The sequence below is a fragment of the Domibacillus robiginosus genome (assembly GCF_000966195.1).
In the GTDB taxonomy this organism is placed as follows: Bacteria; Bacillota; Bacilli; order Bacillales; family Domibacillaceae; genus Domibacillus; species Domibacillus robiginosus.
The window spans coordinates 357,645-382,941 of sequence record NZ_LAHL01000003.1; the positions used below are offsets into that span (position 1 = coordinate 357,645).

A 25,297-nucleotide genomic window follows, 5' to 3' on the forward strand; every position below is an offset into this window, starting at 1 on the left:
GGATGGCATGAAAAATGGCTTGGTCGGCCTCCTTTTACTGGCAGAGTGTGTTCTCGCCGTTCTGTTTATCGTCGATTTTTCACTGCTTTTCGAGCGAGGCTGGCTGGCTGCTGGCTTTGTAGCGGCCGTCATTGTTATCTTTGTGATCCTGCTTGCTCAATTCAAAAAACAGCTGGTGATCTCACTTATTCTGTCGATCGGTACTTTATTTCTTGGCCTTGGCCTGCTCGGGGCAATGGAGGCGTTTTACGGATTCGCCCGGATTATGGGAGGTTGAGGTAAGGCAAATGCTCTGGCAGCAGGCGGAAAAATTGTGGGTAGAGAGGAAAAAACGCGCCATAATAGGAAAGACTATACCGGAAAGAAACATCAAAGAAAAGCCGGTATAGGGGGCAAATCTTCCGGCTCAGTCGACAAGGAGGAGAAAAAGTGGACCGAATCATTGGTACATATGAATCGAAGGACTATACCGTTGAGTATTCACGAGTGGGGCATGGAACGCCCATCCTTGTTATGCATGGAGGCCATTCCAACTGTTACGAGGAATTTGGCTACACCCCATTGGTTGAGAGTGGCTTTGAACTGATCACACCATCTCGGGCGGGCTACGGCGCCACATCACCCGCTCCGTTAAAAGAAGCGGCTGGCCGTTATGCTGAACTGCTGGACCATCTGGGAATCGACCGGGTGCATGTGATCGGCATCTCGGCGGGCGGCCCAAGTGCAATTACGTTTGCGGGCGCTTTTCCAGAAAAAGTATGTACCTTAACGCTGCAAAGCGCCGTAGTGAGCAAGTGGCTAATGGCCGAGCACACGGAATATCAAACGTCACAGCTTATTTTCCGTCCTCCGTTTGAATGGCTTACGTGGAAAATGCTCGCATGGACCGGCACGGCTTTTCCCCGCTTGTCGTTTCGGCCGATGTTTTTCTCGCTCAGTACGCTCCCTTATGCAGAAGGCAGGCATCTGGTTGAGGAAGAGGATATCGAAGAAGTGCGGAAAATGAATTGCCGCCAGCGCTCCGGTGCTGGATTTTTGCAGGATTTAAAAAGTCCTTCCCTTCTCACAGAAAGAGATCTTTCCCGGCTGTTATGCCCGGTGCTCGTACAGGCCAGCGTAAATGACCGCTCTGTTTCAACCGCGCACGCATATTTTGCCAAAGCGCATATCCCAAATGCTGAGCTGAAATTTTATAACACATGGGGGCATTTAATCTGGCTCGGCAGGGGCTCACAGCAGGTGCATGAAGACGCCGTTTCATTTTTGAAAGCGCATCAGGAGCATATGTAGATAAGTGAATAGCTGCTGAAACCAGCCGACAGGAGGGAGTAAGCGAGTTGGAGTGAAATAGAAATGGGCCTAGCATGAGCGCATCCAGGCCGTGGTAATGAATAGCTCACGTGTGAATGACCGGGCGCCGAAGGATGAGTTTCAGGATTATAATGTTGTTTACGCAGTCACCGATATCGATTTTTTCTTAAAAAACCCAGCCTGGCAGCCGTTTTTCCTATTTAATGCTTTTTACAGACAGCAACCGGATTGATTTAACTCTTGTGCCGCTGGAGGGGTTTCACATGTATCTGCAAGAGGACGCGCTGACAAAGATCCTGCTCACTTTTGGCTCTAACATACACCGGGGGATCGTCTCCGTCCTACTTTACAAAAAATAAACAGTACGGATGTCCCGTAAAATGAAGGCCCTTTCAACCAGTAGCAGATTTTATGTGCTTTCTTTATCATTCTAAATCTGTTTATTCCTTAATATACCATTTACGGGAAATTTAAATTCCACTATATTTATAAGAAAGGAAACAGCAAAAGGGTTTTTTGCTACTACATCTACAGAGGAGGATAAGAAATGGAAAAAGCTTTTCAGCCTTCAATCAAATTGAAAATGTTTTTTGAAGCAAACAAAGAGTCATTCGAGGAAACATTGCTATCAGAAGCAGGGAGTGTAAGAAACAAAATCGATGAGATCCTGAAGATCGGTAATATTGATCTTGTTAACAATGCCCACCGGTTAACCGGGTTTATCATTGAGAGGCAGGAGCCGGAGCTTCAGGCTTTTGCGAAACAGGAAGGGATTGCCTGGGCGACTCATTCCATTGAGCTTTCATTTAAACTAGAATGGGTACAGGCGATTCGCCGGACACTCTGGATATTTATTGAAAAGTACAATCAATCCATTGAAGAAACCATTTCAGTTGACTTTTTCCATCTAGAGAAGTACATAAACACACAGGTTGATACTTTTTTAAATACGTTTTTTATTAGTTATTCTACATATAAGGACGCCTTGATTCAGGCGCAGCGGGAAATGGTTGAAAATTTATCGGTCCCGATTATTCCTGTTAACACCTCCGTCTGCATTTTGCCGGTGATCGGCACAGTAGACACATTCCGGACATCAATTCTTGAGGAAAAAGTGCTTACAGAAATTGGAGTTTCTCGTATTCAAACGTTAATTATGGATTTGTCCGGCATTGCTGACATGGAAGCGGACGTAATCGATCATTTAATGAAGATTATTGATGGCACTGCATTAATGGGATGTCGAACGATTATTACAGGGCTGCGGGCGGAAGTCGTCAGAAAAATGATCCACTTAGGACTTTCATTCGATTCAAACACGGAAACACTCGGCACCTTGCAGCAGGCATTAAATAAATACTTAATTCATCAGGCCATATAGTAACCTCAGTTTTCGAAGCCGTCTTTAGCAGAAGAGTCTTTTCCCTATTTGTATGAGGAAAATAGGGAAAAGAGCTGTTTTTAAGAACAGTCCCAGTTGTACCATACCTTTTCAAAGTTCTTCGCTTTTAAATCCTCTGGTGAAATAAAGAAGTTGCCAATGCCGGCATCTCCCCACATAATTTCCCAGTCCTGTCCCCTGCCAAAGCATGAATCAAGCTGAAACAAAAGAATATCCTTTTCTTTCCCATCTTCCAAATATTCACGCGGGTCTGTCTGGGTAAAGCTCGGGTAGCCGCCAAGCTGTGTACCGAATCCCATAAGCGGCTCGTATTTGTCATCATAGGTGTCAAAGCCCTTAAAGTCATATTTCCCTGTTTGGAAAGCCCGCTCGAATTCAACAGAATCAGTCATCAAAATTTGCTTTGACAGAGATGGAATCATGGCCAGCTCTGTATCAACGATCGGATATTTTTCTTCATCCTCATACGGTTCATGCATTGCGGCCTGCTCTTCGCGTGAGTAGCTTTCTTCGTGAAACGACTCAAAGTAAAACACCCGGTAGCCGTTTTTATTATCATAATCATCAAAATCCGCGCCAATCAAATCATCATAGTAATCTACATAAAACGCCAGCAAGCCGTGTGGTGGGTACGGGTCAAGCGCCGGCATTTCTGCAAAGTTAATTTGTGCCAGCAGCGACAAGGGCATCCCATCCGGATTTACCGGAAATGTCATGCTTTTCGGAATGTACCCAACACCGCCCGCCTTGGATGTGGTCAGCGGAAGCTCCCCGTCTGTCATAAAGGAAAATTCCACAATGTCCTTTTGTGTATTTAAAAAAGCCTCCTGCCATTCTTTTGGAATCAGTGCTTTCACTTGCTGCTCGACATTTTTCATAGGTACACCTCGATTTTGATTATTTGTTCCTCAAAATCATAACAAAAAAAGAAAAGAAACCCAATTACTTGCTAGATTAAAAGAAAGAAAATAAAGCATGGGTACATTCCAGAAGAACTTGAGCACTGCCTTGCTGTATACGATAAAAAAGAAGGACGGACTGCAGTGGAAGAATACTAGAATTGGGCTGAAATATTGGACGGGCAGCTGTGCTGCTGGAGCTTGGAGCAGCCACAAAAAACCAATTCGCCGACGGCTATATTACAAAAGTACAAGTATATGGAAAATAAACGAGAGAGCAGTCTTCACAGAAGGCAGCTCATATGAGGTTATCCAGCTGCATCATTCTCAAAATCTACTTATTTAGTGACCGTTCTTAACCGAAGCATAGAAGAAGCGGCATTCGCGGGGCTCCGCTTTCCAAGGGGCAGGCGGTGAGCTCGTCTCCACCGCTTCGCGGCAAAGCCGATCTCACTTGTCCCGCTAGTCCCATAGGAGTCTACGCCCCGCGCCTGCCGCCTTTGTGAGGAGGAAAAGAAGCCAGTGAGACCTAATGTGTTTCCCTTTCTTTGCTGGAAAAAACGGAAAAACCCTGTCAACCTCTCCGTTTTTCAGAAGCACAACGGGCGGAGGGCTGCCGGCGCAGACTTCCGCGGGACGAGCGGACAGGATGAAACGAACAGCGCGAAGCGATGGCTGGTTCATCGTTCGCCCCGCAGAAAAGCGAAGCCGCCAGCCCGCAGCCCACTGACGCTGTTTTTCAAAAGGAGAGGCTTTCGGGCAGGCTAAAAAAGAAACACGCCACCTATACTTTTTGAAAAAACAAATTTCCTCTTGACCTCTTTGTTTTTCAACACTAAGAGCTGTCTTCACGGAAGGCGGCTTTTTTACAAAAAACTGTTTACATTATTTTCAAAAAACAGTACTTTAGGAAGAGGAGGAGACCAAATGAAGGCAATTAAAACAGCATTAGCCATTTTCCTGTTTATTGTTTTTGGTTTGTTTATGGTTGGGTTTCGGATGACACCGGCCCCGGGAACGTCATCCGGCAATGGCAACCCCGCCTTGATCCTACTCATCGGGCTTATTCCGCTGTTTCTTATCATAACGGTGCTCTGGTGGTCATGGCTGCGTTTTTATGCGATTCAAGCAAAAATGTACCTGGTTGCCGCAGTGATCCTAATTGCCCATTTAGCAGCTGCGTTTTTTTATCGCCACCACTCGCTCCAGGCACACCGGGAAACCATCCGGCAGGCTCTTCTTGATCGAAACAGTAGAATCGATGAGCAATACGTAGAGAGCATCACCACCGGACTATCCATTCATATCAATAACCAAAATTTCAATGTAAATACGTTTTTTATGTTCCTGTCTGCCACGCTTCTGGCAGCGATCCTGTTCCGGCTTTGGGACTGCTGGGACAAAAGCGATTCACAGAAGCAGTCACAATAGTGTTAGTGTAATTTCCAGAAATGGTATAAAATGAACGTAACGCCAATAGAAGGGAGCAAGCAGATGCCAATTCTTTTTATTGTAATAATCGCAGTCATTGCCGCCTTTCTGATTTTGAGATATATGAAAAAGAATTCTGTGCCGAATAATTATTACACGCCTTATGATGATATTGAACTAAACCGATCGCTTACATCAAACCGCGAAAAACCACCCCATGAAACAAAACACCAGATCCCTTACGAGGAAAAACAGCGTGATGAAAAAACTGATAGTCTTTAAAAAAGAATGCAGGAACAGCGTAAGTAACATGTTTTTGAGTTTGCTTTCCGCAGCTCAATTGATATGGTTCCTTTTTTTCACCTGTCTTCTTTTTAAAAAGAATATCAGTTATTCAGCAAGAGACAGCCTGCACGGAGTCAGCTCAAGGTATTTTTTGTCCGCATCGCTTCATAGGAAGGAAACTCGTTGTGTTTATTGTGTTTGATCCTGTTACATTCGATATATAAGCCTTAGGTCGTGCAGGTAGAAAAGATAAAAAAGTCCATTTTAAATAGATAAATCAAAAAGAAGTCCAATACTGGATTTCTTTTTTTGTATGTAAGAAAATCTGACGTAATTTTTGGTTAAGATGCTTATGTTATGTAAGAAAATCGCTATAGATTGTTATTTTATCTAATAGACGAATGATGAAATTAGTGATTTTAACCATTGTTCGTCCTTTAAGAGCCGCTTATGATGTTACTAGAAATAACATAAGAAAAAGCAACCGCTTCAAATAATCTGAATTTTTAGACTAAAAAAGAGGTGAATGAGTTGGAGGAAAAGCTGCATCAAACAGTGAAAGAACCGGCTTTTATAAAAGACGAAAATATCATTGCCCGGCTGTCTAAAGATTATTACTGGTATTCTCCTGTACTGGAACAGGAGCTGGCAGGTAAAACCGCCGATTACGTCGTCATACCGGAAACGGAGGATGAATTAAAAGGAGCGCTGCGTCGCGCTGTTGCTGAGAAAATGCCAGTCACCATCCGTGGCGGTGGCACCGGAAACTACGGCCAGTCTGTGCCGATGACCGGCGGACTCGTTATTGACTTGAGCCGGCTGACCAGCGTGTTAGAAATCGGTGACGGCTTTGTGCGTGTGCAGGCAGGGGCCCGGTTAAGAGAAATTGAAAAAGCCATTCATGAAACCAGGCAGGAGCTGACCATTTATCCATCCACGTTTGTAAAAGCAACGGTTGGCGGTTTTGTTTCAGGTGGATCAGGCGGGATCGGCTCGGTTGCATGGGGAAATTTGTGGGATGGGAATGTCATAAGTGCCAAAATGTTAACGATGGAAACCATTCCTCAGGAGCTGACTGTATCTGGAGACGAACTCCAGCCGTACATTCATAGCTACGGCACAACCGGCATTATGACGGAAGTCACCATTCCCATTAAGCCAAAATCAAATTGGATGCAGCAAATATACGCGTTCGAGAGATTTGACGACGCACTTCGTTTTTCACAGAAAATCGCGGAGGAAGCGCGGTGGAAAAAAAGGCTCGTCTCTGTAATGGAAGCGCCTATTTCTGCTTTTTTCAAGCCGCTTCAAAAGCAGATTGGTACACCTGACCGGGCCCTGATTCTTATAGAAATTGAAGAAAGCCAGCAAGCCGTACTGCAAGAAGAAGCTCATCATTTCGGAGGAGAAGCGGTCTATACCGTACCTGCTCATGCGTACCGGAAAGGGATCGGCATTTCTGATTTTACATGGAATCATACGACGCTGTGGGCGTTAAAAGCGGATAAAAGATGGACGTATTTACAAAACTTTTTTTCGATTGATGAGCTTTACGATCAGGTGAAAAAAATCAAAGACCGATTCGGAGACGAGGTGCTCCTCCATTTTGAATGGCTGCGTGATAAAGGCCGTCTTGTACCGGCTGCGCTGCCGCTGGTAAAGTTCAAGTCAAAGGCGCAGCTGTATGAAGTGATTCGCTACTTTGATGATATCGGTGCAAAAACCAATGATCCGCATACGTATTTGCTTGGTGCTGGCGGCTGGGATATGCAGATGGAGGCCATTGCACAGAAAAAGAAAGAAAACGATCCGTTTGATTTGCTGAATCAAGAGAAGATTCCGGATGACAGGCAGATTCGCGGCATGACAAAGGGATAACCGCTTTTTCCTTACATAGGAGAGAAATGGAGGATGGAGAAATGGAAAAAAGATCATTTTCGGCATGGAAAGCAATGCGATCAGCAGTAGCGGTTTTATCAATCGCGGCATTAACTGCCTGCAGCGGAACGGCATCCGATGGCACTTCGGGTGAAAAAGAGGCGGAAGCAGGAAGTGAAGAGCTTTTTAAAATGAAACAGATTACGAGCTGGTTTCCGCAGGTGGAAAACGCGGGGCAGTATTACGCCCAAATGGAAGGATTTTATGAAGAGGAGGGCATTGAGATGACGACAGAGCCAGGCGGCCCGCAGGTATCCTCTATTTCAATTGTTTCCTCCGGCAAAGCGCAGTTCGGCATGGCGCAGGCGGACCAGGTGCTGTACGCCATTGATGAAGGTATTCCGCTCGTGGCCGTTTTCGCCAACTTCCAAAAAACGCCGCAGGGCATTATGTTTCATAAAGACCAGCCGATCAAAACGTTTGATGATCTGGGCAAAGGCTATGAAATTTATTCGGCACCGGGCTCCGGTTACTCGAAGTACCTCGTCAGTGAGTATGATATCGACGATTCACAGCTGCGTACTTATACAGGAGACAATAAAGTGTTCATGGCCAACAAAAAAGCAGCTTCGCAAATGTACGTTACATCGGAACCGTATTACTTAAAAGAGCAGGGTGTTGAAACCGGCCATTTACTCATCGCAGATTCGGGCTACTCGCCTTATGGAGACGTCTTGTTTACAACAAAAGAATTTATGGAAGAAAACCCGGAAATGGTGCAGGCATTTGTAAATGCAACAAAACGAGGCTGGGAAGCGTTTCATGAAGAGCCGGCCAAAGTATACGATTATATTAAAACGTTAGATTCAGAAAAAACGGATGAACAAATGAAATACGCGACGGGTGAAATGGAAGAGCTTGTGTTTGGTGGCGATGCCAGGGAGCAGGGTGTCGGCATTATGACAGAAGAGCGCTGGCAAACCTTGATTGACCAGGTGTATGAGCTTAAATTAATCGAGAAAAAATTGGAGCCAGCTGACGTATACACGACTGAATTTTTAGAAAAAGCAGAATAAAAAGGAGCGAGTGCGCATGAGCCGTCAGCAGCAAAAGGCGTGGCAGGAATTTTTCCTGCCGCGCCTTACTACAAAAGAGATAAAAGAGATGAACAAAGAAAAAGGAGCGGTTGTGCTGCCAGTTGGCGCTATCGAACAGCACGGCCCTCACCTGCCGGTATACACGGACACCCTTATTGCAGAAGGAATGGTCACCTCTGTATTTGAACATTTTACGCAGGATGATTCGATTTGGCTGCTGCCGCCTATTCCGTATGGAAAAAGCAATGAGCATTTTGGGAAACCAGGCGTAATGACTCTATCAGCGAGCACACTTCAGCAGGTGGTGCTCGACATTGGCAGAAGCATAAAGGCGAGCGACTTTCGGCGTCTCGTTTTGTTTAATACGCACGGCGGCAATCTGGATCTTTTAAATATGATGGCAAGGGAAATCCGGATCGAAACAGGGCTGATGGTGTTCCGGATGAATGTCATGGATTTTAAAGCCACGCTTTCCGATTTGTATTCAAAGGAAGAGCTGCAATATGGTATTCACGGCGGCGATGTGGAAACGTCCATAATTTTAGCTTTAGAGGAAGAGTGGGTGCACATGGAGCAGGCCCCGGTAGAGTTTTACCATTATAAACAGGCGGTCGATATAAAAGGCGGTCCTTACGCTGCCTGGCTCATTGATGATCTGTCTGTCTCGGGTATCTCTGGTGAAGCAGCGTATGCCACAAAAGAAAAAGGAATGGAGACGATCGAGAGGCTCGGGATGCAAATGGCAGATACGCTGCGCCAGATCAGCACATTTGAGATGAAAGCGTTCCGGAAAAATTCCGTTGAAGCAAAGGGATAATGAAAAAGGAGGCGTATGATGAATAGGATTCAATCACTCCAGCAGACATTTGGCGAAGAGGTCATCCGTTTGGATGAACCCTATGTGAAAAAGATGTCCCGGGACTACTATTGGTATTCCCCCGTATTGAAAAAGCAGCTGTCTGGGTATGCAGGGGACTGTGTAGCAATTCCGAGGAATGAAGATGAATTAGAAGAGCTGCTGTCATTTGCCGCCCGGCACCGAATACCTGTTGTGCCTAAAGGGGGAGGCACGGGTAATTACGGTCAGATTGTACCGCTTCAGGGCGGGATCATTCTTGATACAACGAAGCTGAATGAAGTAAAAAACATCGAGAAAGGCTTTGGAACATTCGGAGCAGGCATCACACTCGGCAAGCTGGAGAATCTGTTAGCCGAAACAAACCAGGAGCTGCGATTTTACCCGTCTACTTATATGAAATCGACACTCGCAGGCTTCATTGCGGGGGGTACAGGCGGAATCGGCTCCATTGAATACGGCACTCTTTGGGATGAAGGGAATGTACTTGGACTAACGGTCATGACACTGGAGGAAAAGCCGAAGCGGCTTACGGTACACGGCAAGGAAGAGCTGGCCAGGTATATTCATAACTATGGTTTGTCCGGTGTAATCGTCGATGCTACCATCGCTCTTGCGCCAAAAACAAGCTGGCAGAGCATGATTGCTGAGTTTGAACGCTGGGAGGATGCGCTGTTCTTTTCTGAATATGTTGCGAAGGGGAAGCACATTCAAAAGCGGCTTGTTTCAGTAAGTGCTGCGCCGCTGTCGGCTTCTTTTCAGCCGCTTCGCTCTTTGCTGTCGGGAGATCAGCATATTGTGCTGCTGCAGATAGCCCCTCAGGATGTAGACTATGTTCAACAAATCGGCCAGTCCTATCAAGGGAAGTGGGCAGTAGATTTCAATACTTTTCTAGCTTCACAGCGTCTTCGAGCAACCGATTTTAGCTGGAATCATGTTACCCTCTGGAGAATGAAAGATTATCCTGATGATACGTACGTACAGGCACGCTTTGACCCTGAAAAGTTCCGGCTGCAAATGAACGAGCTGTCAGCTGCTTTTCCGGATGACATTTTTATGCATGTGGAATGGATCAAAGCAGGCGGGCAGGTGGTACCGAGCTCTCAGCCAGTGATCTGCTACAAAGCAGATGAGCAGCTGTTTGCCATCATGGAGAAATGCCGTCAAATAGGTATTCGCATCAGCAATCCGCATACGTATATATTGGAAGAAGGCGGAAAGGATGATTGGATTGAGCACATTTGCGCGGCAAAGCGGGTGAACGATCCATATAATCTGCTGAATCCCGGTAAAACAAAGCGCGTGGAGGTGACGGACCGTGTATGATCTTTTGATTCGAAATGTACACCTTCTTTTTTCAGAAACCAAATGTGATATTGCGGTTCAAGACGGAAAAATCGTAAAAATTGGCCAGCTTGCCGCACCGGCTCGCCAGGTGATTGAGGGAGAAGGGAGGGCCGCGCTTCCCCCTTATGTAGAGTCGCATATTCACCTTGATACAGCACTCACCAGCGGTATCCCCCATTTGAACGAGTCGGGGGAGCTCTTTGAAGGCATCGAGCTCTGGAATACATATAGAAGCCGCTTTTTAACAGAGGAAGATGTGAAAAAAAGAGCTCGAACCGTTATTAACGAAATGGTCCAGCAGGGTGTACTGTACATGCGGACAATGGTAGATGTGTCAGACCCTGATCTCACCGCTCTGCGTGCTCTTTTGCAGGTGAAAAAGGAGGTTGCTTCTTTTTTAACCCTGCAGCTCGTTGCTTTTCCGCAAAATGGGTTAACCGGAGACGGTGCCAGCCAGCTTCGCCGGGCGCTTGAGCTGGGGGCAGACTGCGCCAGTGCAGTCCCGCATCTTGAGCCGACGCGTGAGAAAGGAGTGGAATCTCTTCGGCTTTGTTTTGAGGTGGCAAATGAATTTGATGCAGATATTCATCTTTTTTGTGATGAAATCGATGATGGTGCCTCCCGTTTTGTAGAGACAGCTGCTGACCTTGCCCGGGAAAACGGAATGGGAAGAAGGGTGACCATCAGCCATGCAAATGCAATGGCGTATTATCCCGAGGCATATACGCGCAGGCTGATCGGCTCAATAAAAGCATCCGGCATTCAGATCGTTACCTGCCCGCTTATTAGTACCGCTGTGCAGGGCAGACTGGATAGCTGGCCGAAAGGACGCGGCTTAACACGAGTAAAAGAACTGCACGCAGCAGGGATCAATGTAGCCGTTGCGCATGATGATTTTTTAAGCCCTTTTTACCCGCTCGGAACAGGGTCGCTTTTATCAGCCGGTCATATGCTTTTGCATCAAGCGCACATGACGGGAGCCGATGATTTTGATGCGGTTTATAACATGATGACTGTTAATGCAGCGCGTGTTTTGGGCATTGAAAACTACGGTATGGCAGAAGGGCACCCGGCTCATTTGATTATTGTATCAGCCCAAAATGCTCATGACCTGCTGCGGCGCCAGCCTCCAGCAGAGCTTGTTTTATCTCGCGGGCGCATTATTAGCAAAACAATTCCAGCCAAAACAACGCTGATGATTGAACGGGCCTTTATATAAAAGGGAGTGAAGAAGATGGAGATGACGATCTTAAACGCACGCATACCGATTTGGGATGAAAATCTGTATTATAACGTAACGATCAAAGACGGTGCGATTATTTCAGTGGATGCACAGGAAGAGATGAAAAGCGGAGGCCTTCTTTTCTCGTTTTCACCGGCTGTGCAGGCAGAAAAAAATGGCGTGTGGGACGCGGCTGGCGCTATGCTGCTTCCAGCTTTTTCTGATATTCATATGCATCTTGATAAATCGCATTCACTTCCCTTCGCGCATAACGTCAGCGGTACACTGCAGGAAGCCATTGCAAGCTATGGGCAGGCTTCTCAATTTGTAACAGACGAAAATATGAAAGCCCGTATGAGGAAAACGGTACTTTCCGCACTGGCTCACGGAACACGGTCGATTCGAACCCACATTGATTTTCACACCCGGCTAAGTGAGGATGTGACCTTTCGCGGTGTTCGTATGGCGCTTGAGCTAAAAAAAGAATTTGAATCGATTGTTGATATTCAGGTTTATCCGCTTCTCCCCTATTATCCATATGATGAGCAGGATCGGGCCCGTATTGATCAGCTTTTTCAATTGGACATCGATGGCATCGGTGGCGCTCCACACATTGGCGAGGAGCCGCATGAAGGCGTTCGCGAGCTGTTTAAATATGCGGTACGGCACCATCTGCCGCTTGATATTCACACAGATGAAAGTGACGATCCGAATGTCGACACCATTTTTACCATTGCTGAAGAAACCATTAAACATGGCTATGAGGGAAGGGTGAATGTCGGACATTTATGCTCGCTTGCTGCGATGGATCAATCAAAAGCCGACCGTGTGATGGAAAAAATGAAAGAAGCCTCTTTAACCGCCGTCACGCTACCGGCAGCAAACCTTTATTTGCAGGGAAGAGGAGATAAGGGAACGGTCCGGCGCGGTGTTACACGGATAAAAGAGCTGAGGGAGGCTGGTATTCTCGTTGCAACGGCTTCTGATAATGTGTGTGATCCCTTTCATCCATTCGGGCGGGGCGATTTGCTTCAAATTGCTCAAATTACGGGCTATGCTGCGCACATGGGCGGAAAAAGGGATGTCATTGATCTTCTGCGTATGATTTCAGAAGATGCCTCGGCGATTATCAGGCAGCAGGAAAAAGGACTTCGAGTTGGAAATGAAGCGAGTTTTGTCCTTATTCACGCTTTTTCGGTGGAAGAATTATTCACCGAGCTGACGCAGACGCGTGCCGTTTTCGGAAATGGAAAATGGCTGTCTGTTATGGATACAAACGTGTCCTATAACTGGTCGGCTGTGAACATTCCATTGTGAGAGGCGGGGAAAACGATGACATCCATTACGGTCATCTACTATAGCGCATTTGGCCATATTGCTGCCCTAAGTGAGGCTGTAGCAGCTGGGGCTGAAAGGATAGAAGGCGTCACCTGCAAAAGGGTGCGGATCCCTGAGTTTTCGGATCCTTCCCTTCAGGTTGCCCGGCAGCGGCGTGAAGAAGTGCCTTCCGAACTTGGCCAGCATTTTCAATTAACAAAACGCATAGAGGATTACGAATTCGTTCAAAAAAAACAAGCAGACATTCCCGTTGCCACAATGGACGATCTGCGCGAAGCTGACGGCATTGTGTGGGGTTTTCCCACTTATCTGGGCACGATGCCGGGTCAGGTTAAATCTTTTTTAGATCAAGCAGGCGGGTTTTGCACCACGGGGGAGCTGGAAGGCAAACCAACCGCCGTGTTCACAAGTGCAGGTTCAATCCATGGAGGACATGAGGCGACAATCTTAACCTCGCTCGTTCCCCTTCTTCATCTTGGAATGATTTTTGTGGGACTGCCCTATACAAAAAATCCTGAATATTTGACGGACCAGGCGATTGGCGGATCACCATACGGAGCTTCTACACTCGCCGGGCCGGATGGGTCGCGGCAGCCATGCGAAGGAGAACAAACAATGGCGGCCCGTATGGGAGAGCGGGTGGCGGCGATTGCCCATTCTTTAAAACAAAGTCACAGACTGTAGACAAATGATTGATAACCGTCACATAAAGGGGATAGATTGGCGGCGTCCGAGCAGCTCCGCTTTCCATGGAGCAGGCGCTGAGCCCGACTTCACCTCGCGGCTTCCCCGGTCTCAGCTGCTCGCTAGTCCCATAGGAGTCTGCGCTGCCATCCCGCCTCCAAGTGCCTTGTGCAAAGGTTATATAGAGCTACAATGTCATATTTTTTCTTTAAAAAAAGAGAAAATATCTATCCAGTCCTTGGCTGATTGATCTTCAAAACCACTACGTGAAGTCCGGCAGGCTTCACTTAGCGGCTCTTTTTTTGAAAGAGAAAGACTTTGTCTACACACTGAGCGGCTGTCTCACTAAAAGACAGCCGCTGTTTGCATGTATTTAGTTCGCATTTGATGCCGCTGAAAAATGAGTTTGCCATTCAGCCAGCTCGTCCGGCACCATTGGCTTTGCATAGTAGTATCCCTGCACGATAAGCGACCGGGCCGTTCCCGTCAGGAAATCAACTTGTTCGGCTTTTTCCACACCTTCAATGACAATGTGTAAATTCAGCGACTGGCCAAGCGTGATGATCGCATTTAAAATCGCGGAATCTTTGTCTGACAGTGGAACCTGATCGACAAATGACTTATCAATTTTCAATGTGGTGATGGGCATCTGCCGCAAAAAGGAAAGGGAGGATACACCTGTTCCAAAATCATCAAGTGCTACTGGAAATCCCTGGGCACGGAATGAGCCAATGGCCCGAATGGCACTTTCGGCAGACTGGGCCACACTCGTTTCTGTAATTTCAAGCTCAAGCTGCTCCGGGTTTATGTGGTAGCGTTCCAATGTCTTTTTCAAAACTGTCTTTAGACGGGGAGATGTTACATATTCACCCGGAATGTTTACGGCGATTTTTTGATTCGGCAGGCCGCTTTTTTCCCACTCGGCAATTTGCCGGGCCGCCCGGTCAATGACCCAGTCGGTCAGCTCATTAATGCGGTGATGCTGCTCTAAAATAGGAATGAAAATGCCTGGCGACAGCATGCCGTGTTCCATGTGGCGCCAGCGAATGAGTGCTTCAAAACCGGCAAGCCGGTGGGAGTCCGCCATAATTTTCGGCTGATAAACAAGAAAAAGCTCATCTTTTTTCATTGCCCGCGTCAGCCCGCTTAAAATCTCCTGCTCAAAAGAAAAGCTGTGAACAGACGGGTTGAACAGCACAACCTCGTGTTCATATGAAAGAAGCGGATATTCCAGCACAGCCAGTGCTTCAGCATACAGCTGATGAGGATTGTCCGTACCGCTGACTGAAGAAACAGAGCACACCGAAGAGAGTTCAATCCATTTTTCTTCAATCTCAATCGGTTCCTTCCATTTTAATGCAATGGCCTTCATCGCCTGGACCAAAATGTCCGGTTCTACGGAAGGTGCAAGAAAAGCAAATCGATTTGTGCCGATCCGATACAAATCAGTAAAGCCCGGATGTGCCTCCCGCAATGTACACGCAATCTGCTGGAGCACTTTTTCACCAAACGAATAGCCATAGCTCTGGTTGATTTGTTCAAGGTTCTGAAAGTGCCAGATAGCCAAACTGCAGCGTTCAGTCGGTTTATTTAATGTTTTTTCAAATAACCGCCGGTTGGGCAGGCGGGTAGGACCATCGAAATAGCTGATCCGGTAGTCGATATAGCGGTCTAATACACTGGAAAACAGCAGCAGGATAAGCAGAAAAGACATGCCGAAAGCTATTGGGATGATGAGCATATTTGTATTGGCGTGCGCAGTGTGGCTGCCCGCCATATCAGAAGGTGAAGCGAAAAAAGTGATCGCCTTCATACCCGTGTAATGCATGCTTGAAACAGCCAGCCCCATTAAAAGAGAGGTGAAAAGCTTTATCGGCCATTTTTCCATCCATTTTCTCAGCTCGGAAAAAATAAACAGCGCTACAAAAGATACGACAACAGCGATCACAATGGATAAAACAAACAGGCCGGGATGGTACCGATAAACGGCATTTGTGGCCATAGCAGCCATACCCGTGTAATGCATTGTTGCAATGCCAATCCCGAGCGTAACGCCGGCAAGAGCAAAGGAAAGAACAGAATGCTTGGGCCGGCTCACTAAATAAAACGCTAAAAAAGAAGCGAGAATCGCAGGTGCGATCGAAAAAAAAGTCCACAGCAGATCAAAATGCATCGACATCGGCATAGAAAAAGCGCTCATACCAATAAAATGCATCGACCAGATACCAAAGCCCATCGAAAAAGAAGCGAGAAGAAGCCAGAGCGCCGGATGGAAAAAGCCGTTTTTTCGAACTCGTTCATTTAACGAAAGTGCTGTATAAGAAGCCAGACACGCAATAAAAACCGACAATAGTACTAATGAAAGTGAATGATCCCCAGATATCTCCACATATCCTGATGGAGGAGAAGATGTAAACATAAAGAATTCCTCATTTCTGCACAGTCCTATTTGTATTATCGGACAATTCTCCTTATTATTCTAGGATAAACATCCTATTTTTCGAAAAAAGATGATAAAAAGGAACATTATTCTACATAGCTGCATTCAAAAAGAAAAAATATTCATAAGATAAGCAAATATGTTAAAATGCGGAAAAATTTTTTCGTGCATTCTTATCATGCTTTTGTATGCTGAAAAAGGGGGAGGAGCATGAAGGGAAGAACTGAAACAGCATTTTGTATCTGCTACGATGGAGAACTATATGCTTTTAAACGCCAAGCTGCTTCAAGCAAAAGGAGAGCTTGGACAGTTTAAATAAGCACTTCAATCGGTCACAATATGGGAATGAAGAAGGAAATGTGATCTATGACCACATGTCAGAAAAAGAAAAAAACGGGCAAGGCAGGTGTTGATGGAGGCGCAGTCTTATTTTGATCAATTAAACGGACAGCCTTCAAGCAAGGATGTACTGACGGATGCTGAGTACGAAGCATATATTGATGCGCTGATCACCTATGAAAATATCACCGCCCAAAACAAAAGCGGCAATGCGGCCGAAGCTGTCCGAATCATCGATGAAGTAAACGCTAAACAGGCGGAGGCCTCTTTTCAGCAGCAACCGCAATAGGGAAAATCAGTCCTGCTTGTAGCAAGTGCCATTAGACCCTGCAAGCATACTCATTTTTCCAATGCTAGCGAACTATTTACGTAATTTCCTCTAGATGCTAAAATCAGCTCAATACACCTAGATAGGAGACTAGCATACTTGAATAAGTACACATTTTTTACCGCCGCTACTGCTGCCACTGTCACTGTTGCAAGCTTTACAGCCCCTGCAAGCGCAGATTATGATTATGAGTTCCCATTTACAGACGTGGGGGAACGGTATGCAGAAGCGGTTGAGTTTTTATATATCATTGACGCGATTAACGGTGTTTCTGAAACGAAATTCGGCACTCAGCAAACACTTACACGTGGAGATGCAGCTGTTATTCTGGCATATGTGCTTGATCTGGACACAGAAAATGCCCCGGATGCTGGGTTTAAAGATTTAAATAACCGTGTAAAAGGCTCTGTTAATGCGCTTGTAGACTACGGCGTTGTGTCTGGCGTAACCAAAACACAATTTAAGCCGGGCGAACCGCTTAGCCGCGGCGCAATGGCTAAATTTCTTGTAACCGGTTTTGAACTGGAAGAATACGCAGAAGAAACGCCGTTTACGGATGCAGGAGGCGTATTCCAGCCTTATATTGAAGCGCTATACGGCACAGGCATTACAAGCGGAAAAACAGCGACATCCTACGGCACCAACCAGAACATTACCCGCGGCGAGTTTGCGAATCTGCTTTACGCCACGTTTATGTTCGGTTCTTATGCCACAACAATAACAGGAGCACAGGTGACGTCCGCTACATCAACGAGTATCTCGCTTGAAGAAGAGGTACCAGAGGAGTATTCAGCAAGAGATGTGGCAGCCCAGCTTTATTTCTCTATTGTATACAGCGATCAGACGCAGACCGACTTTGAACCAACATCTTACTCCCTGTCGCCGGACCGTAAAACATTGACGATCAATCATAAAAATGAAGATTTAACCGGCAAAAAAGGAATCATGGAAGTTGATGACTTTGAGAAAGTAATCGAGGCGCCATTTGACTTTACAGCAACCGCTACAACGTCTGGTGCAAGTATAGCTGATTCATTCGAGCAGCCAGCTGGCGTACCGGCAACTAAAGCCGTTCAATAAAGAAGACAAAAAGCACTCCGAATAGGGAGTGCTTTTTTCATTCTGTTGAAATAGGATGTTATTCAGCTGAATCACCCTCAAAATCTATATATTTAGTGACCGTCCTTAGCCGAAGAATGGAAAAAGCGGCATTCGCGGGGCTCCGCTTTCCAAGGGGCAGGCGGTGAGCTCGTCTTCATCGCTTCGCGGCAAATCCGATCTCACCTGTCCCCCGTCTTTACGGTAGTTTAAAAGGATACGTTCAAATGGGCGTGCAAGCTTGATGGCTCTTCTCATTTGAGAGACGATGCCTTGATCGGTGTCTGCCCCCTGAAGAAACCGGCAATTTCTACCGACTGCTTCTTGTTTAGAATAACCGGTTACACGCTCAAATCCTTTGTTGACGAACACAATAGGATTATCCTGCTTGGACGTGTCTGTCATAACAGCGCCTGCTTCGATCAAATCCAGAGTGTGAATCAATAATGAGGAAGCGTGTTTTTTAGGTGAAAGTTCCATAAGGCTCTCCTTTATGTGTGCCTGTTCCTTTTAGATTGGCAGCTTAACAATCGTTGCTCAGCCGTGGGTTTATACCCTTTTTCCTATATTGTCAAACGTTTAAATAGTTTAAAAGCAGGAGGTTGGAGCAGTTAAAACGGAAAAAATGGGATATGTAGAAGGGGAAAAGTGATATAGTATGGTATAAGCAGCTGTTTCGAGAAAAAAATAAAAAGCCATTCTTTCTACTTAAAGAATAATAGAAATAAAGAGTCCAGACTAGCGTACCACTCTTTTTTACTTATACAAACGAGGAGGCTGTTCTATTTACAGCTGTCGTTTGTACATAAACCAATTGATAAGGAGCTGAGCGATGATGAACATCCGACTGCTTCAGCCTGGTGAAAAACCGCCCTATAGCCTTCTGCTGCTCGCTGATCCGTCCCGTCACCTTGTCGAACAATATGTGAGCAGAGGCCGCTGCTTTCTGTTTGAAAAAGGAAAGGAAGTCATCGGTGTGTATGTGCTTTTGCCAACCAGCCCCCGCACAATTGAGCTTGTCAATATTGCGGTAAAGAAATCCTGTCAGGGTAATGGGTTTGGAAAAAGGCTTATTGCTCATGCGATCGAGCAGGCAAGAGGCGAAGGGTACCGGACGATAGAAGTTGGTACCGGAAATTCAAGTTTTGCACAGCTGGCTCTTTATCAAAAATGCGGTTTTTCCATAACCGGGATCGATCATGGCTTTTTTCTCCGTCATTATGAGGAAGCCATTTTGGAAAATGGTGTTCAGTGCCGAGACATGGTTCGGTTAGCGAGGGAGCTGTAACAGGAAGCCTTTAACAGAGGGCTTTTTTTTAGGTTAAAATACCGGCATGTTTCTTTAAAAAATGCCATAAAAGCCGATGTAATAAAAGAGAGCGCTGAACAGGCGATTGAGTGAGGAGGAACAGAATGAAAAGAAAAAAAACAGGATCTCTGAAACAAACCGTCATCGTGCTTGTAACAGTGCTGTTGATCGGTTTGTTTCTTATGATTGGGTCCTTTATGTACATGAATACAAAAAAAGCGATAGACCAAACTGTCCGGGAAACATCGATCCTGCATGCTGAGCGGATTGCCGATAGTATTGAACCCGAGCAATACGCCGGTTTTTTAACAAATCCGAAAAAAGATGAAACGTACGAAAAACTTCGTATTCAGCTTAATGACTACCGGGAAAAAGTGGGAGCGATGTATGTATACACATTGCAGGCAGACGGCGAGTCACTTGGGATTATGGTGGATGGCATGGCCAAAGCGGAAGACGCGGTTGCGATTGGTGAGCCGACCACTGCAACGACGTTTGAGGATGTGGCGCCTGTATTCAAAGGAGAAACAGCCGCAACAGAAATCGTCAGTGATCCAGACTATGGTGACTATATGTCCGCGTTTGCTCCTATTAAAAATCTCGATGGTCAGGTAATTGGCGTTCTCGGTGTAGATATGGAAGCCAGTCTTGTTCAGTCAATCGTGAAAAATGTACTTCAGGAGTCGCTTCCCTTGCTTGTGGCTGGACTTCTAGGAACACTTGCTTTGCTGCTGGGGATTTTATTTTGGTTCCTGACAAAACGACTAAACCCGCTGACAAAGCTGAACGCGGCAGCTGCCCTTGTGTCAAAGGGGCATATTGGTGAAGCCAAAAGAGAAATGGATGCATCCGGGATCACATCAAACGATGAAATTGGTTTATTGGGCCGGTCAATCCAAACGATGATCGATACGCTAGAAAGCATGCTAAAAGATATCCAGCTTCATTCCACTGATGTAAAGGAACATAGTGAGGCGTTACAGGATATGTCCCACCATATGAAAGAATCAAGCGGTCAAATTGCGGTGACGATGGAAGAGATGGCGACTGCCACGGAACAGCAGGCCCGGGCTGCAACGGGTATTTCAGAAGAAATGAACCGCTTTTCTTCTCTTATTTCAGAAACGGTCAAGCAGGGGGATGCGATCTCCGGCTCGTCCAATGAGATGATGCAGCGCACAAAGGAAGGCGAGGCAATGATGGCCGAGGCAATCAGTCAAATGGATGAAACCCGTGCAATGGTGCACCAGTCCGTTCGGAAAGTGACAGAGCTGGAAGAAAAAACGAATGAAGTGCATGCACTTGTTTCCTTTATCAGCGGGGTCGCAGACCAAACAAACCTGCTCGCACTCAATGCGGCCATTGAAGCGGCGCGAGCCGGTGAAGCGGGCAGAGGGTTTGCGGTAGTAGCAGAAGAAGTCCGTAAGCTGTCCGACCAGGTTTCCACATCTGTTCAAGGAATTCAGCGCATCGTCCAAAGCGTGAATGAAACGACCAATGAAATGGCCGCTTTTTTGGAGAAGAGCCTCCAGCAGGTTGAAGCGAGCAAAACCGGTCTGGACCAAACTGGTGCTGCTTTTGGAAGCATGGCAGGCGAGATTCAGTCCATGGACCAGTCGATCAAACAAATGCAAAGCCGCCTGCAGGAAGTGCTGAACCGCCAGAGTCAGATGACTAGTTCTCTTTCAGAGGTGGCAGCCATTTCCGAGCAAAGTGCAGCTGGCATCGAAGAAGTGACGGCATCCGCTGAACAAATGAATGGGCTGGCACATACAACACAGGACCAGGTAAACAAATTGCAAATGATGTCTGGCGAGTTAAATGAATTAAATCAAAAATTTACGTTGTAATTACAAATAATGCGCAGTCCTTTGAGAAAGGGCTGTTCATTATTCCAGAAAAGAACAGGTTCGTTTACGTTATCTTTACAATTGGCTCACAGCACCTGCTGTAGAGCCTTTTTTGGTTTTCCACCTATTTACAAGAATTCAACATAACTTTTATTTCCCTTTTACTCTTCGTTCACAATGAACCGCTACAATAAACGATAAGTAAATCGAGTTAGAAGAAGTGGAGGAAATTTTTATGCGTAAATATGTTTTGCCAGTAATGGCAATTGCAGCCCTGTCAGCAGGCTGTTCACAAGAAGCGTTGCAGTCCGGTGAAGCGGCTGAAGAACAAAAAGAGGGCGGTGTATCCGGTACGCTTAGCTTTTACACGTCGCAGCCGGACCAGGATGCGCAGGCACTTGTAACAGCATTTCAAGACAAATATCCGGAAGCAAAAGTCGAAACGTTCCGCTCTGGCACCGAAGAAGTGATTTCCAAGCTGCAGGCGGAACAGCAGGCGGGAAGTGTTCAGGCGGACGTCCTGCTTGTAGCCGATTCAGTCACGTTTGAAAGCTTAAAAGAATCGGATATGCTGATGGATTATAAATCACCGGAAGCCGCCCATATTCCAGAGGAGTTTGTGGATCCGGACGGCGCCTACACGGGCACAAAGGTCATGGCGACCGGGCTTGTCGTAAATACGAACGAAGCAGAGGGCATGCCTACAAGCTGGAATGTGCTGACAGACGAACAATCAAAAGGAAAAAGCATCATGCCGAGCCCATTTTATTCAGGTGCCGCCGCTTATAACCTGGGCGTGATAACGAGGCAGGAAGAATTAGGCTGGGATTTTTACAAAAGCTTGAAAGAAAGCGGAATGGGCATTACCAAAGGGAATGGCGGCGTGCTTGAAGCCGTCGCATCTGGTGAAAAAACGTACGGAATGGTTGTTGATTTTGTAGCGGCACGTGCAAAGCAGGAAGGCTCGCCGGTGGAGCTTGTTTACCCGAAAGAAGGGGTGCCGGTTATCACTGAGCCGATCGGTATTATGAAAAATACAGACAACGAAGAAACAGCCAGAGCGTTCGTGGACTTTGTTTTGTCCGAGGAAGGACAAAAGCTGGCCTCGGAAATCGGCTACACACCAATCCGGGAAGGAATTGAAGCGCCGGAAGGACTTCGTACACTGGATGAAATGAAGGTTTTGAGCGCCGACACAGCTGAATTATTGAAAGCACGTGAAGAGGACAAGGAACTGTTTGGCGGCATGTTTGGTCAGCAGTAGAAGGAGGTTATCATGATTTCACCTCAATCGGTTGCACCGGAAAGAAGAAGAGAAGCCCCTTCGTTCTCTTCTTTTTTCGCAATAAAAAAATGGTTTATGATACTCGGCCTTCTGCTTGTCATCCTTGTGTTTGCTGTACCGGTTCTTCGCCTTCTCCTGCTCAGCGTGCTGGAGGATGGGGCATGGTCGGCGGCTCATTATACTCATGTACTCCGTGAAGCAGCTACATGGACAGCCGTTAAAAATACGCTTTACACGGTTACCGGGTCAACCTTGCTGTCGCTTGTACTGGGCGTATCAATGGCCTGGACAATGGCTTATGTGCACCTGCGTGGAAAACGGTGGATCCAGCTGTTTATTTTTCTGCCGTTTATTATTCCATCGTATATTACGACACTGGCCTGGATTCAGTTTTTGGGCAAAAGCGGGCCGGTATTTTCGTTGTTTGGCTGGGCACCTAACCTGTACAGTATGGGCGGCATTATTTTTCTGCTCGGGATTTCTCATTATCCGCTTGTGTACTTGTTTACGGTCGATGTATTCCGCAAAATTCCGCGAGAGCTGGAGGATGCAGCGAGAACAGCTGGAGCCGGCAGAAAACATGTCCTGATGAAAATTGTGCTGCCGCTTGCATTGCCCGGTATTGCTGGCGGAGGCCTGCTGGCGTTCTTAACGAACCTGGATAATTTCGGGATACCTGCTTTTTTGGGTATTCCTGCCAATGTTCGTGTGCTGAGCACCTACATTTATGAGCAGATTGCCGGATTCGGTCCATCTGCTTTTGCCCGGGCGGCAGTTTTATCCGTTTTGCTCGGTACCATTGCACTCGCTGGCACCCTTGTACAGTGGCTGCTGCTAAAAAGAAGCCGGGTGACGGAAACGGCTGTCCGTGACACATCGCCGCGCATTTTCCTGACAGCGTGGCGCCAGCGGCTTCTTGAAGCCAGTATATGGCTATTTTTAGGAATGACCAGCCTGGTGCCATTTCTGGCTATGGGAGCCCTGTCACTTGTAAAAGCATATGGACTGCCGTTTCGACCAGAGAATCTATCCCTTAAAAATTATCATTATGTATTTTTAGAAGATGCTAAAACCGGCTCTGCCCTGTGGAACAGTGTATCTCTGGCGGTTGTCACAACAGTCATCTGTTTAGTAGCAGGAACCGCTCTGGCTTATGTACGCTACCGGGGAGGAGGCTTTCTGCCAACATTGATGGAGCTGTTTGTAACGATTCCATACGCACTGCCGGGAACGGTGCTCGCCCTTTGCATGATTTTCGCCTGGATGCAGCCAATTCCTGGCTGGAATCCTGGCCTGTATGGCTCGATTTGGATCCTGCTTATCGCGTATGTAACTCGTTTTTTTGTCCTGCAGGTAAGAGGAAGCTACACCGCACTGCTGCAGGTAGATCCATCGATGGAAGAAGCGGCGAGAGTGTCCGGCGCACACGGCTGGACCAGGTGGAGGCGGATTTTACTGCCGCTGCTGTTTCCGGGGCTTGCCGGCGGCGCCCTGCTCGTTTTTTTAATGGTGCTGACAGAGTTAACGGTTTCGAGCCTGCTCTGGTCGACCGGCTCGGAAACGATTGGTGTCGTTATTTTTAATTATGAGCAGTCGGGCTATACAACGTATTCCACTGCTTTTGCAAGTGTGCTTGTGCTGGCCATTTTGGCAGGAGGCTTATCTTTTACTGCTTTCGGCAGGCAGTGGGAGCGAAAGGTGATGAAAAAGCAATGATTCAAGTAAACAATGTAACAAAAAAATACGGTTCCTTCACGGCCTTACATGAGGTGAATTTTCACATACGAAAAGGAGAATTTATCGCAATTCTTGGACCGTCCGGCTGTGGAAAAACAACCCTTTTAAAGCTTTTGGCCGGCTTTATGGAGCCATCTTCAGGAGATATTCACATAGACGGCCGGCTGACGGCTTCAAAAAATCGGATTATTCCGCCCGAGAAGCGAAACATCGGCATGGTTTTTCAGTCGTTTGCGCTCTGGCCGCATATGACGGTATATGAACATGTCGTGTTTCCGCTGCGCCATCACCGCCACACACGCGATGAATGGAAGCAGGACATGGTCGCACGTGCGCAGCATGTATTGAAGATGGTCGGGCTCGAGCAATTATTTGATCGCTATCCGTCCAAGCTGTCCGGCGGCCAAAAGCAGCGGGTAGCACTTGCACGAGCGATTGCGCCGCTGCCGGACGTGCTGCTTATGGATGAACCGCTCAGTGCGCTTGATATTGAACTGCGCATGGAGATGCGCAATGAAATTCAGCGCATTCACCGTGAAACCCATGCCTCGGTTGTGTATGTTACACACGATCAGGGGGAGGCGCTCGCGATGGCAGATCAAATTATCGTCATGAATAACGGCAAAATCGAGCAGATCGGCTCACCCGAAGAGGTGTACACAAAACCGGAAACCGCCTTTGTCGCTTCATTTGTCGGCAAGTGCAATATGGTAAAAGGAAAGTGGCACCAAAACCGTTTCGTCCCGAATGAATTTCCTTGGGAACAGTGGCCAGATATTGGCATTGCGGACTCTTTAAAACAGCAGGGACTATGTCCGGTTCGTCCGGAACAGTGGCATATGACGGGCCACAAAGGAGAAGGATTGAAAGGCACGATTCTGTCTGTTCAGTATCAGGGCAAAGAAATTCATTACATGGTTGAAGTAGAAAATGAGAACTGGACGGTCCATCAATCTGTTTTTCAGCCGAAATACAGAATAGGCGACACCGTCAGCTTAAGCTTAAAAGCAGAAAAAAACATCCATGCAGCTACTCTTTAAGGAGAGAGCTGCTTTTTAGTAGACAAAAGCCTGAAGAAAGGCCGGATTCTACTTTCTGGCCATTGATTACTGGAATCCAGCCCTAAAAACCCGCTCCCAGTTAGGAGCGGGTTTTATGACT

The 25,297-nt window shown here is 46.8% G+C and carries 22 protein-coding genes and 2 pseudogenes; 21 read left to right on the top strand and 3 right to left on the bottom strand.

Annotated elements, in window-relative coordinates; genetic code table 11:
• Positions 1–7 precede the first annotated feature (7 nt).
• The 4 genes and pseudogenes from VP97_RS02470 to VP97_RS02480 all read left to right on the top strand — a co-directional run bounded on the left by VP97_RS02470 (position 8) and on the right by VP97_RS02480 (position 2,692).
• Positions 8–277 (top strand): hypothetical protein, encoded by a 270-nt coding sequence (locus VP97_RS02470; RefSeq protein ID WP_156153387.1) that lies wholly within the window; start codon positions 8–10, stop codon positions 275–277.
• Positions 278–429: 152 nt separating this feature from the next.
• Positions 430–1,290, top strand: a complete 861-nt coding sequence (locus VP97_RS02475) for an alpha/beta fold hydrolase (RefSeq protein ID WP_050180080.1) — start codon at positions 430–432, stop codon at positions 1,288–1,290.
• 97 nt (positions 1,291–1,387) lie between these two features.
• Positions 1,388–1,670, top strand: a pseudogene (locus tag VP97_RS23110) (aminoglycoside 6-adenylyltransferase).
• 188 nt (positions 1,671–1,858) lie between these two features.
• Entirely contained in the window at positions 1,859–2,692 is an 834-nt protein-coding gene (locus VP97_RS02480) for an STAS domain-containing protein (protein ID WP_050180081.1), read from the top strand.
• A gap of 80 nt (positions 2,693–2,772) precedes the next feature.
• Here the strand turns inward: VP97_RS02480 and VP97_RS02485 are convergent, their stop codons facing one another.
• Complete coding sequence (locus VP97_RS02485) at positions 2,773–3,591, bottom strand: YwqG family protein (RefSeq protein WP_050180082.1); 819 nt, start codon at positions 3,589–3,591, stop codon at positions 2,773–2,775.
• 543 nt (positions 3,592–4,134) lie between these two features.
• Here VP97_RS02485 and VP97_RS02495 point away from each other — a divergent pair.
• The 10 genes from VP97_RS02495 to wrbA all read left to right on the top strand — a co-directional run bounded on the left by VP97_RS02495 (position 4,135) and on the right by wrbA (position 13,750).
• Complete coding sequence (locus tag VP97_RS02495) at positions 4,135–4,380, top strand: hypothetical protein (protein ID WP_050180084.1); 246 nt, start codon at positions 4,135–4,137, stop codon at positions 4,378–4,380.
• A 159-nt stretch (positions 4,381–4,539) separates the two neighbouring features.
• Positions 4,540–5,043 (top strand): hypothetical protein, encoded by a 504-nt coding sequence (locus tag VP97_RS02500; protein ID WP_050180085.1) that lies wholly within the window; start codon positions 4,540–4,542, stop codon positions 5,041–5,043.
• Between the two features lie 63 nt (positions 5,044–5,106).
• Positions 5,107–5,325: a hypothetical protein gene (locus VP97_RS02505; protein ID WP_050180086.1), complete on the top strand. Its 219-nt coding sequence runs from the start codon at positions 5,107–5,109 to the stop codon at positions 5,323–5,325.
• Positions 5,326–5,859: 534 nt separating this feature from the next.
• Positions 5,860–7,206 (top strand): FAD-binding oxidoreductase, encoded by a 1,347-nt coding sequence (locus VP97_RS02510; protein ID WP_425388427.1) that lies wholly within the window; start codon positions 5,860–5,862, stop codon positions 7,204–7,206.
• A 41-nt stretch (positions 7,207–7,247) separates the two neighbouring features.
• Positions 7,248–8,282, top strand: coding sequence for an ABC transporter substrate-binding protein (locus tag VP97_RS02515; RefSeq protein WP_050180202.1), 1,035 nt, complete (start codon positions 7,248–7,250; stop codon positions 8,280–8,282).
• Positions 8,283–8,298: 16 nt separating this feature from the next.
• Positions 8,299–9,120: a creatininase family protein gene (locus VP97_RS02520; protein WP_050180088.1), complete on the top strand. Its 822-nt coding sequence runs from the start codon at positions 8,299–8,301 to the stop codon at positions 9,118–9,120.
• A gap of 18 nt (positions 9,121–9,138) precedes the next feature.
• Positions 9,139–10,485 carry an FAD-binding oxidoreductase gene (locus VP97_RS02525; protein WP_050180089.1) on the top strand — a complete coding sequence of 449 codons (1,347 nt, stop codon included), beginning with the start codon at positions 9,139–9,141 and terminating at the stop codon, positions 10,483–10,485.
• Entirely contained in the window at positions 10,478–11,725 is a 1,248-nt protein-coding gene (locus tag VP97_RS02530) for an amidohydrolase family protein (RefSeq protein WP_050180090.1), read from the top strand. The genes VP97_RS02525 and VP97_RS02530 overlap by 8 nt, the downstream gene beginning before the upstream one ends.
• 15 nt (positions 11,726–11,740) lie before the next feature.
• Positions 11,741–13,045 (top strand): amidohydrolase family protein, encoded by a 1,305-nt coding sequence (locus tag VP97_RS02535; protein ID WP_050180091.1) that lies wholly within the window; start codon positions 11,741–11,743, stop codon positions 13,043–13,045.
• Between the two features lie 15 nt (positions 13,046–13,060).
• Positions 13,061–13,750: an NAD(P)H:quinone oxidoreductase gene (gene wrbA / locus VP97_RS02540; protein WP_050180092.1), complete on the top strand. Its 690-nt coding sequence runs from the start codon at positions 13,061–13,063 to the stop codon at positions 13,748–13,750.
• A gap of 373 nt (positions 13,751–14,123) precedes the next feature.
• On the opposite strand, the gene VP97_RS02545 is transcribed toward wrbA, so the two are convergent.
• Positions 14,124–16,169 carry a bifunctional diguanylate cyclase/phosphodiesterase gene (locus VP97_RS02545; protein ID WP_050180093.1) on the bottom strand — a complete coding sequence of 682 codons (2,046 nt, stop codon included), beginning with the start codon at positions 16,167–16,169 and terminating at the stop codon, positions 14,124–14,126.
• Between the two features lie 244 nt (positions 16,170–16,413).
• Here VP97_RS02545 and VP97_RS24425 point away from each other — a divergent pair.
• Together VP97_RS24425 and VP97_RS02555 are read left to right on the top strand one after the other, a co-directional pair.
• Positions 16,414–16,818: pseudogene (locus VP97_RS24425) on the top strand (DUF3600 domain-containing protein).
• Positions 16,819–16,956: 138 nt separating this feature from the next.
• Complete coding sequence (locus VP97_RS02555; RefSeq protein WP_050180095.1) at positions 16,957–17,937, top strand: S-layer homology domain-containing protein; 981 nt, start codon at positions 16,957–16,959, stop codon at positions 17,935–17,937.
• Positions 17,938–18,042: 105 nt separating this feature from the next.
• Here the strand turns inward: VP97_RS02555 and VP97_RS02560 are convergent, their stop codons facing one another.
• Positions 18,043–18,435, bottom strand: coding sequence for a PAS sensor domain-containing protein (locus VP97_RS02560; protein ID WP_050180096.1), 393 nt, complete (start codon positions 18,433–18,435; stop codon positions 18,043–18,045).
• 355 nt (positions 18,436–18,790) lie between these two features.
• Between VP97_RS02560 and VP97_RS02565 the strand changes: the two genes are divergently transcribed.
• The 5 genes from VP97_RS02565 to VP97_RS02585 all read left to right on the top strand — a co-directional run bounded on the left by VP97_RS02565 (position 18,791) and on the right by VP97_RS02585 (position 25,176).
• Positions 18,791–19,243 carry a GNAT family N-acetyltransferase gene (locus tag VP97_RS02565; RefSeq protein WP_050180203.1) on the top strand — a complete coding sequence of 151 codons (453 nt, stop codon included), beginning with the start codon at positions 18,791–18,793 and terminating at the stop codon, positions 19,241–19,243.
• Between the two features lie 125 nt (positions 19,244–19,368).
• A complete protein-coding gene (locus VP97_RS02570) occupies positions 19,369–21,114 on the top strand; it encodes a methyl-accepting chemotaxis protein (protein ID WP_050180097.1) in 1,746 nt (581 codons plus the stop codon).
• A gap of 235 nt (positions 21,115–21,349) precedes the next feature.
• Positions 21,350–22,378 (top strand): ABC transporter substrate-binding protein, encoded by a 1,029-nt coding sequence (locus VP97_RS02575; RefSeq protein ID WP_050180098.1) that lies wholly within the window; start codon positions 21,350–21,352, stop codon positions 22,376–22,378.
• Between the two features lie 12 nt (positions 22,379–22,390).
• A complete protein-coding gene (locus tag VP97_RS02580; RefSeq protein ID WP_050180099.1) occupies positions 22,391–24,115 on the top strand; it encodes an ABC transporter permease in 1,725 nt (574 codons plus the stop codon).
• Entirely contained in the window at positions 24,112–25,176 is a 1,065-nt protein-coding gene (locus tag VP97_RS02585) for an ABC transporter ATP-binding protein (RefSeq protein WP_050180100.1), read from the top strand. Before VP97_RS02580 ends, VP97_RS02585 begins: the two co-directional genes overlap by 4 nt.
• The last annotated feature ends 121 nt before the right edge of the window (positions 25,177–25,297 follow it).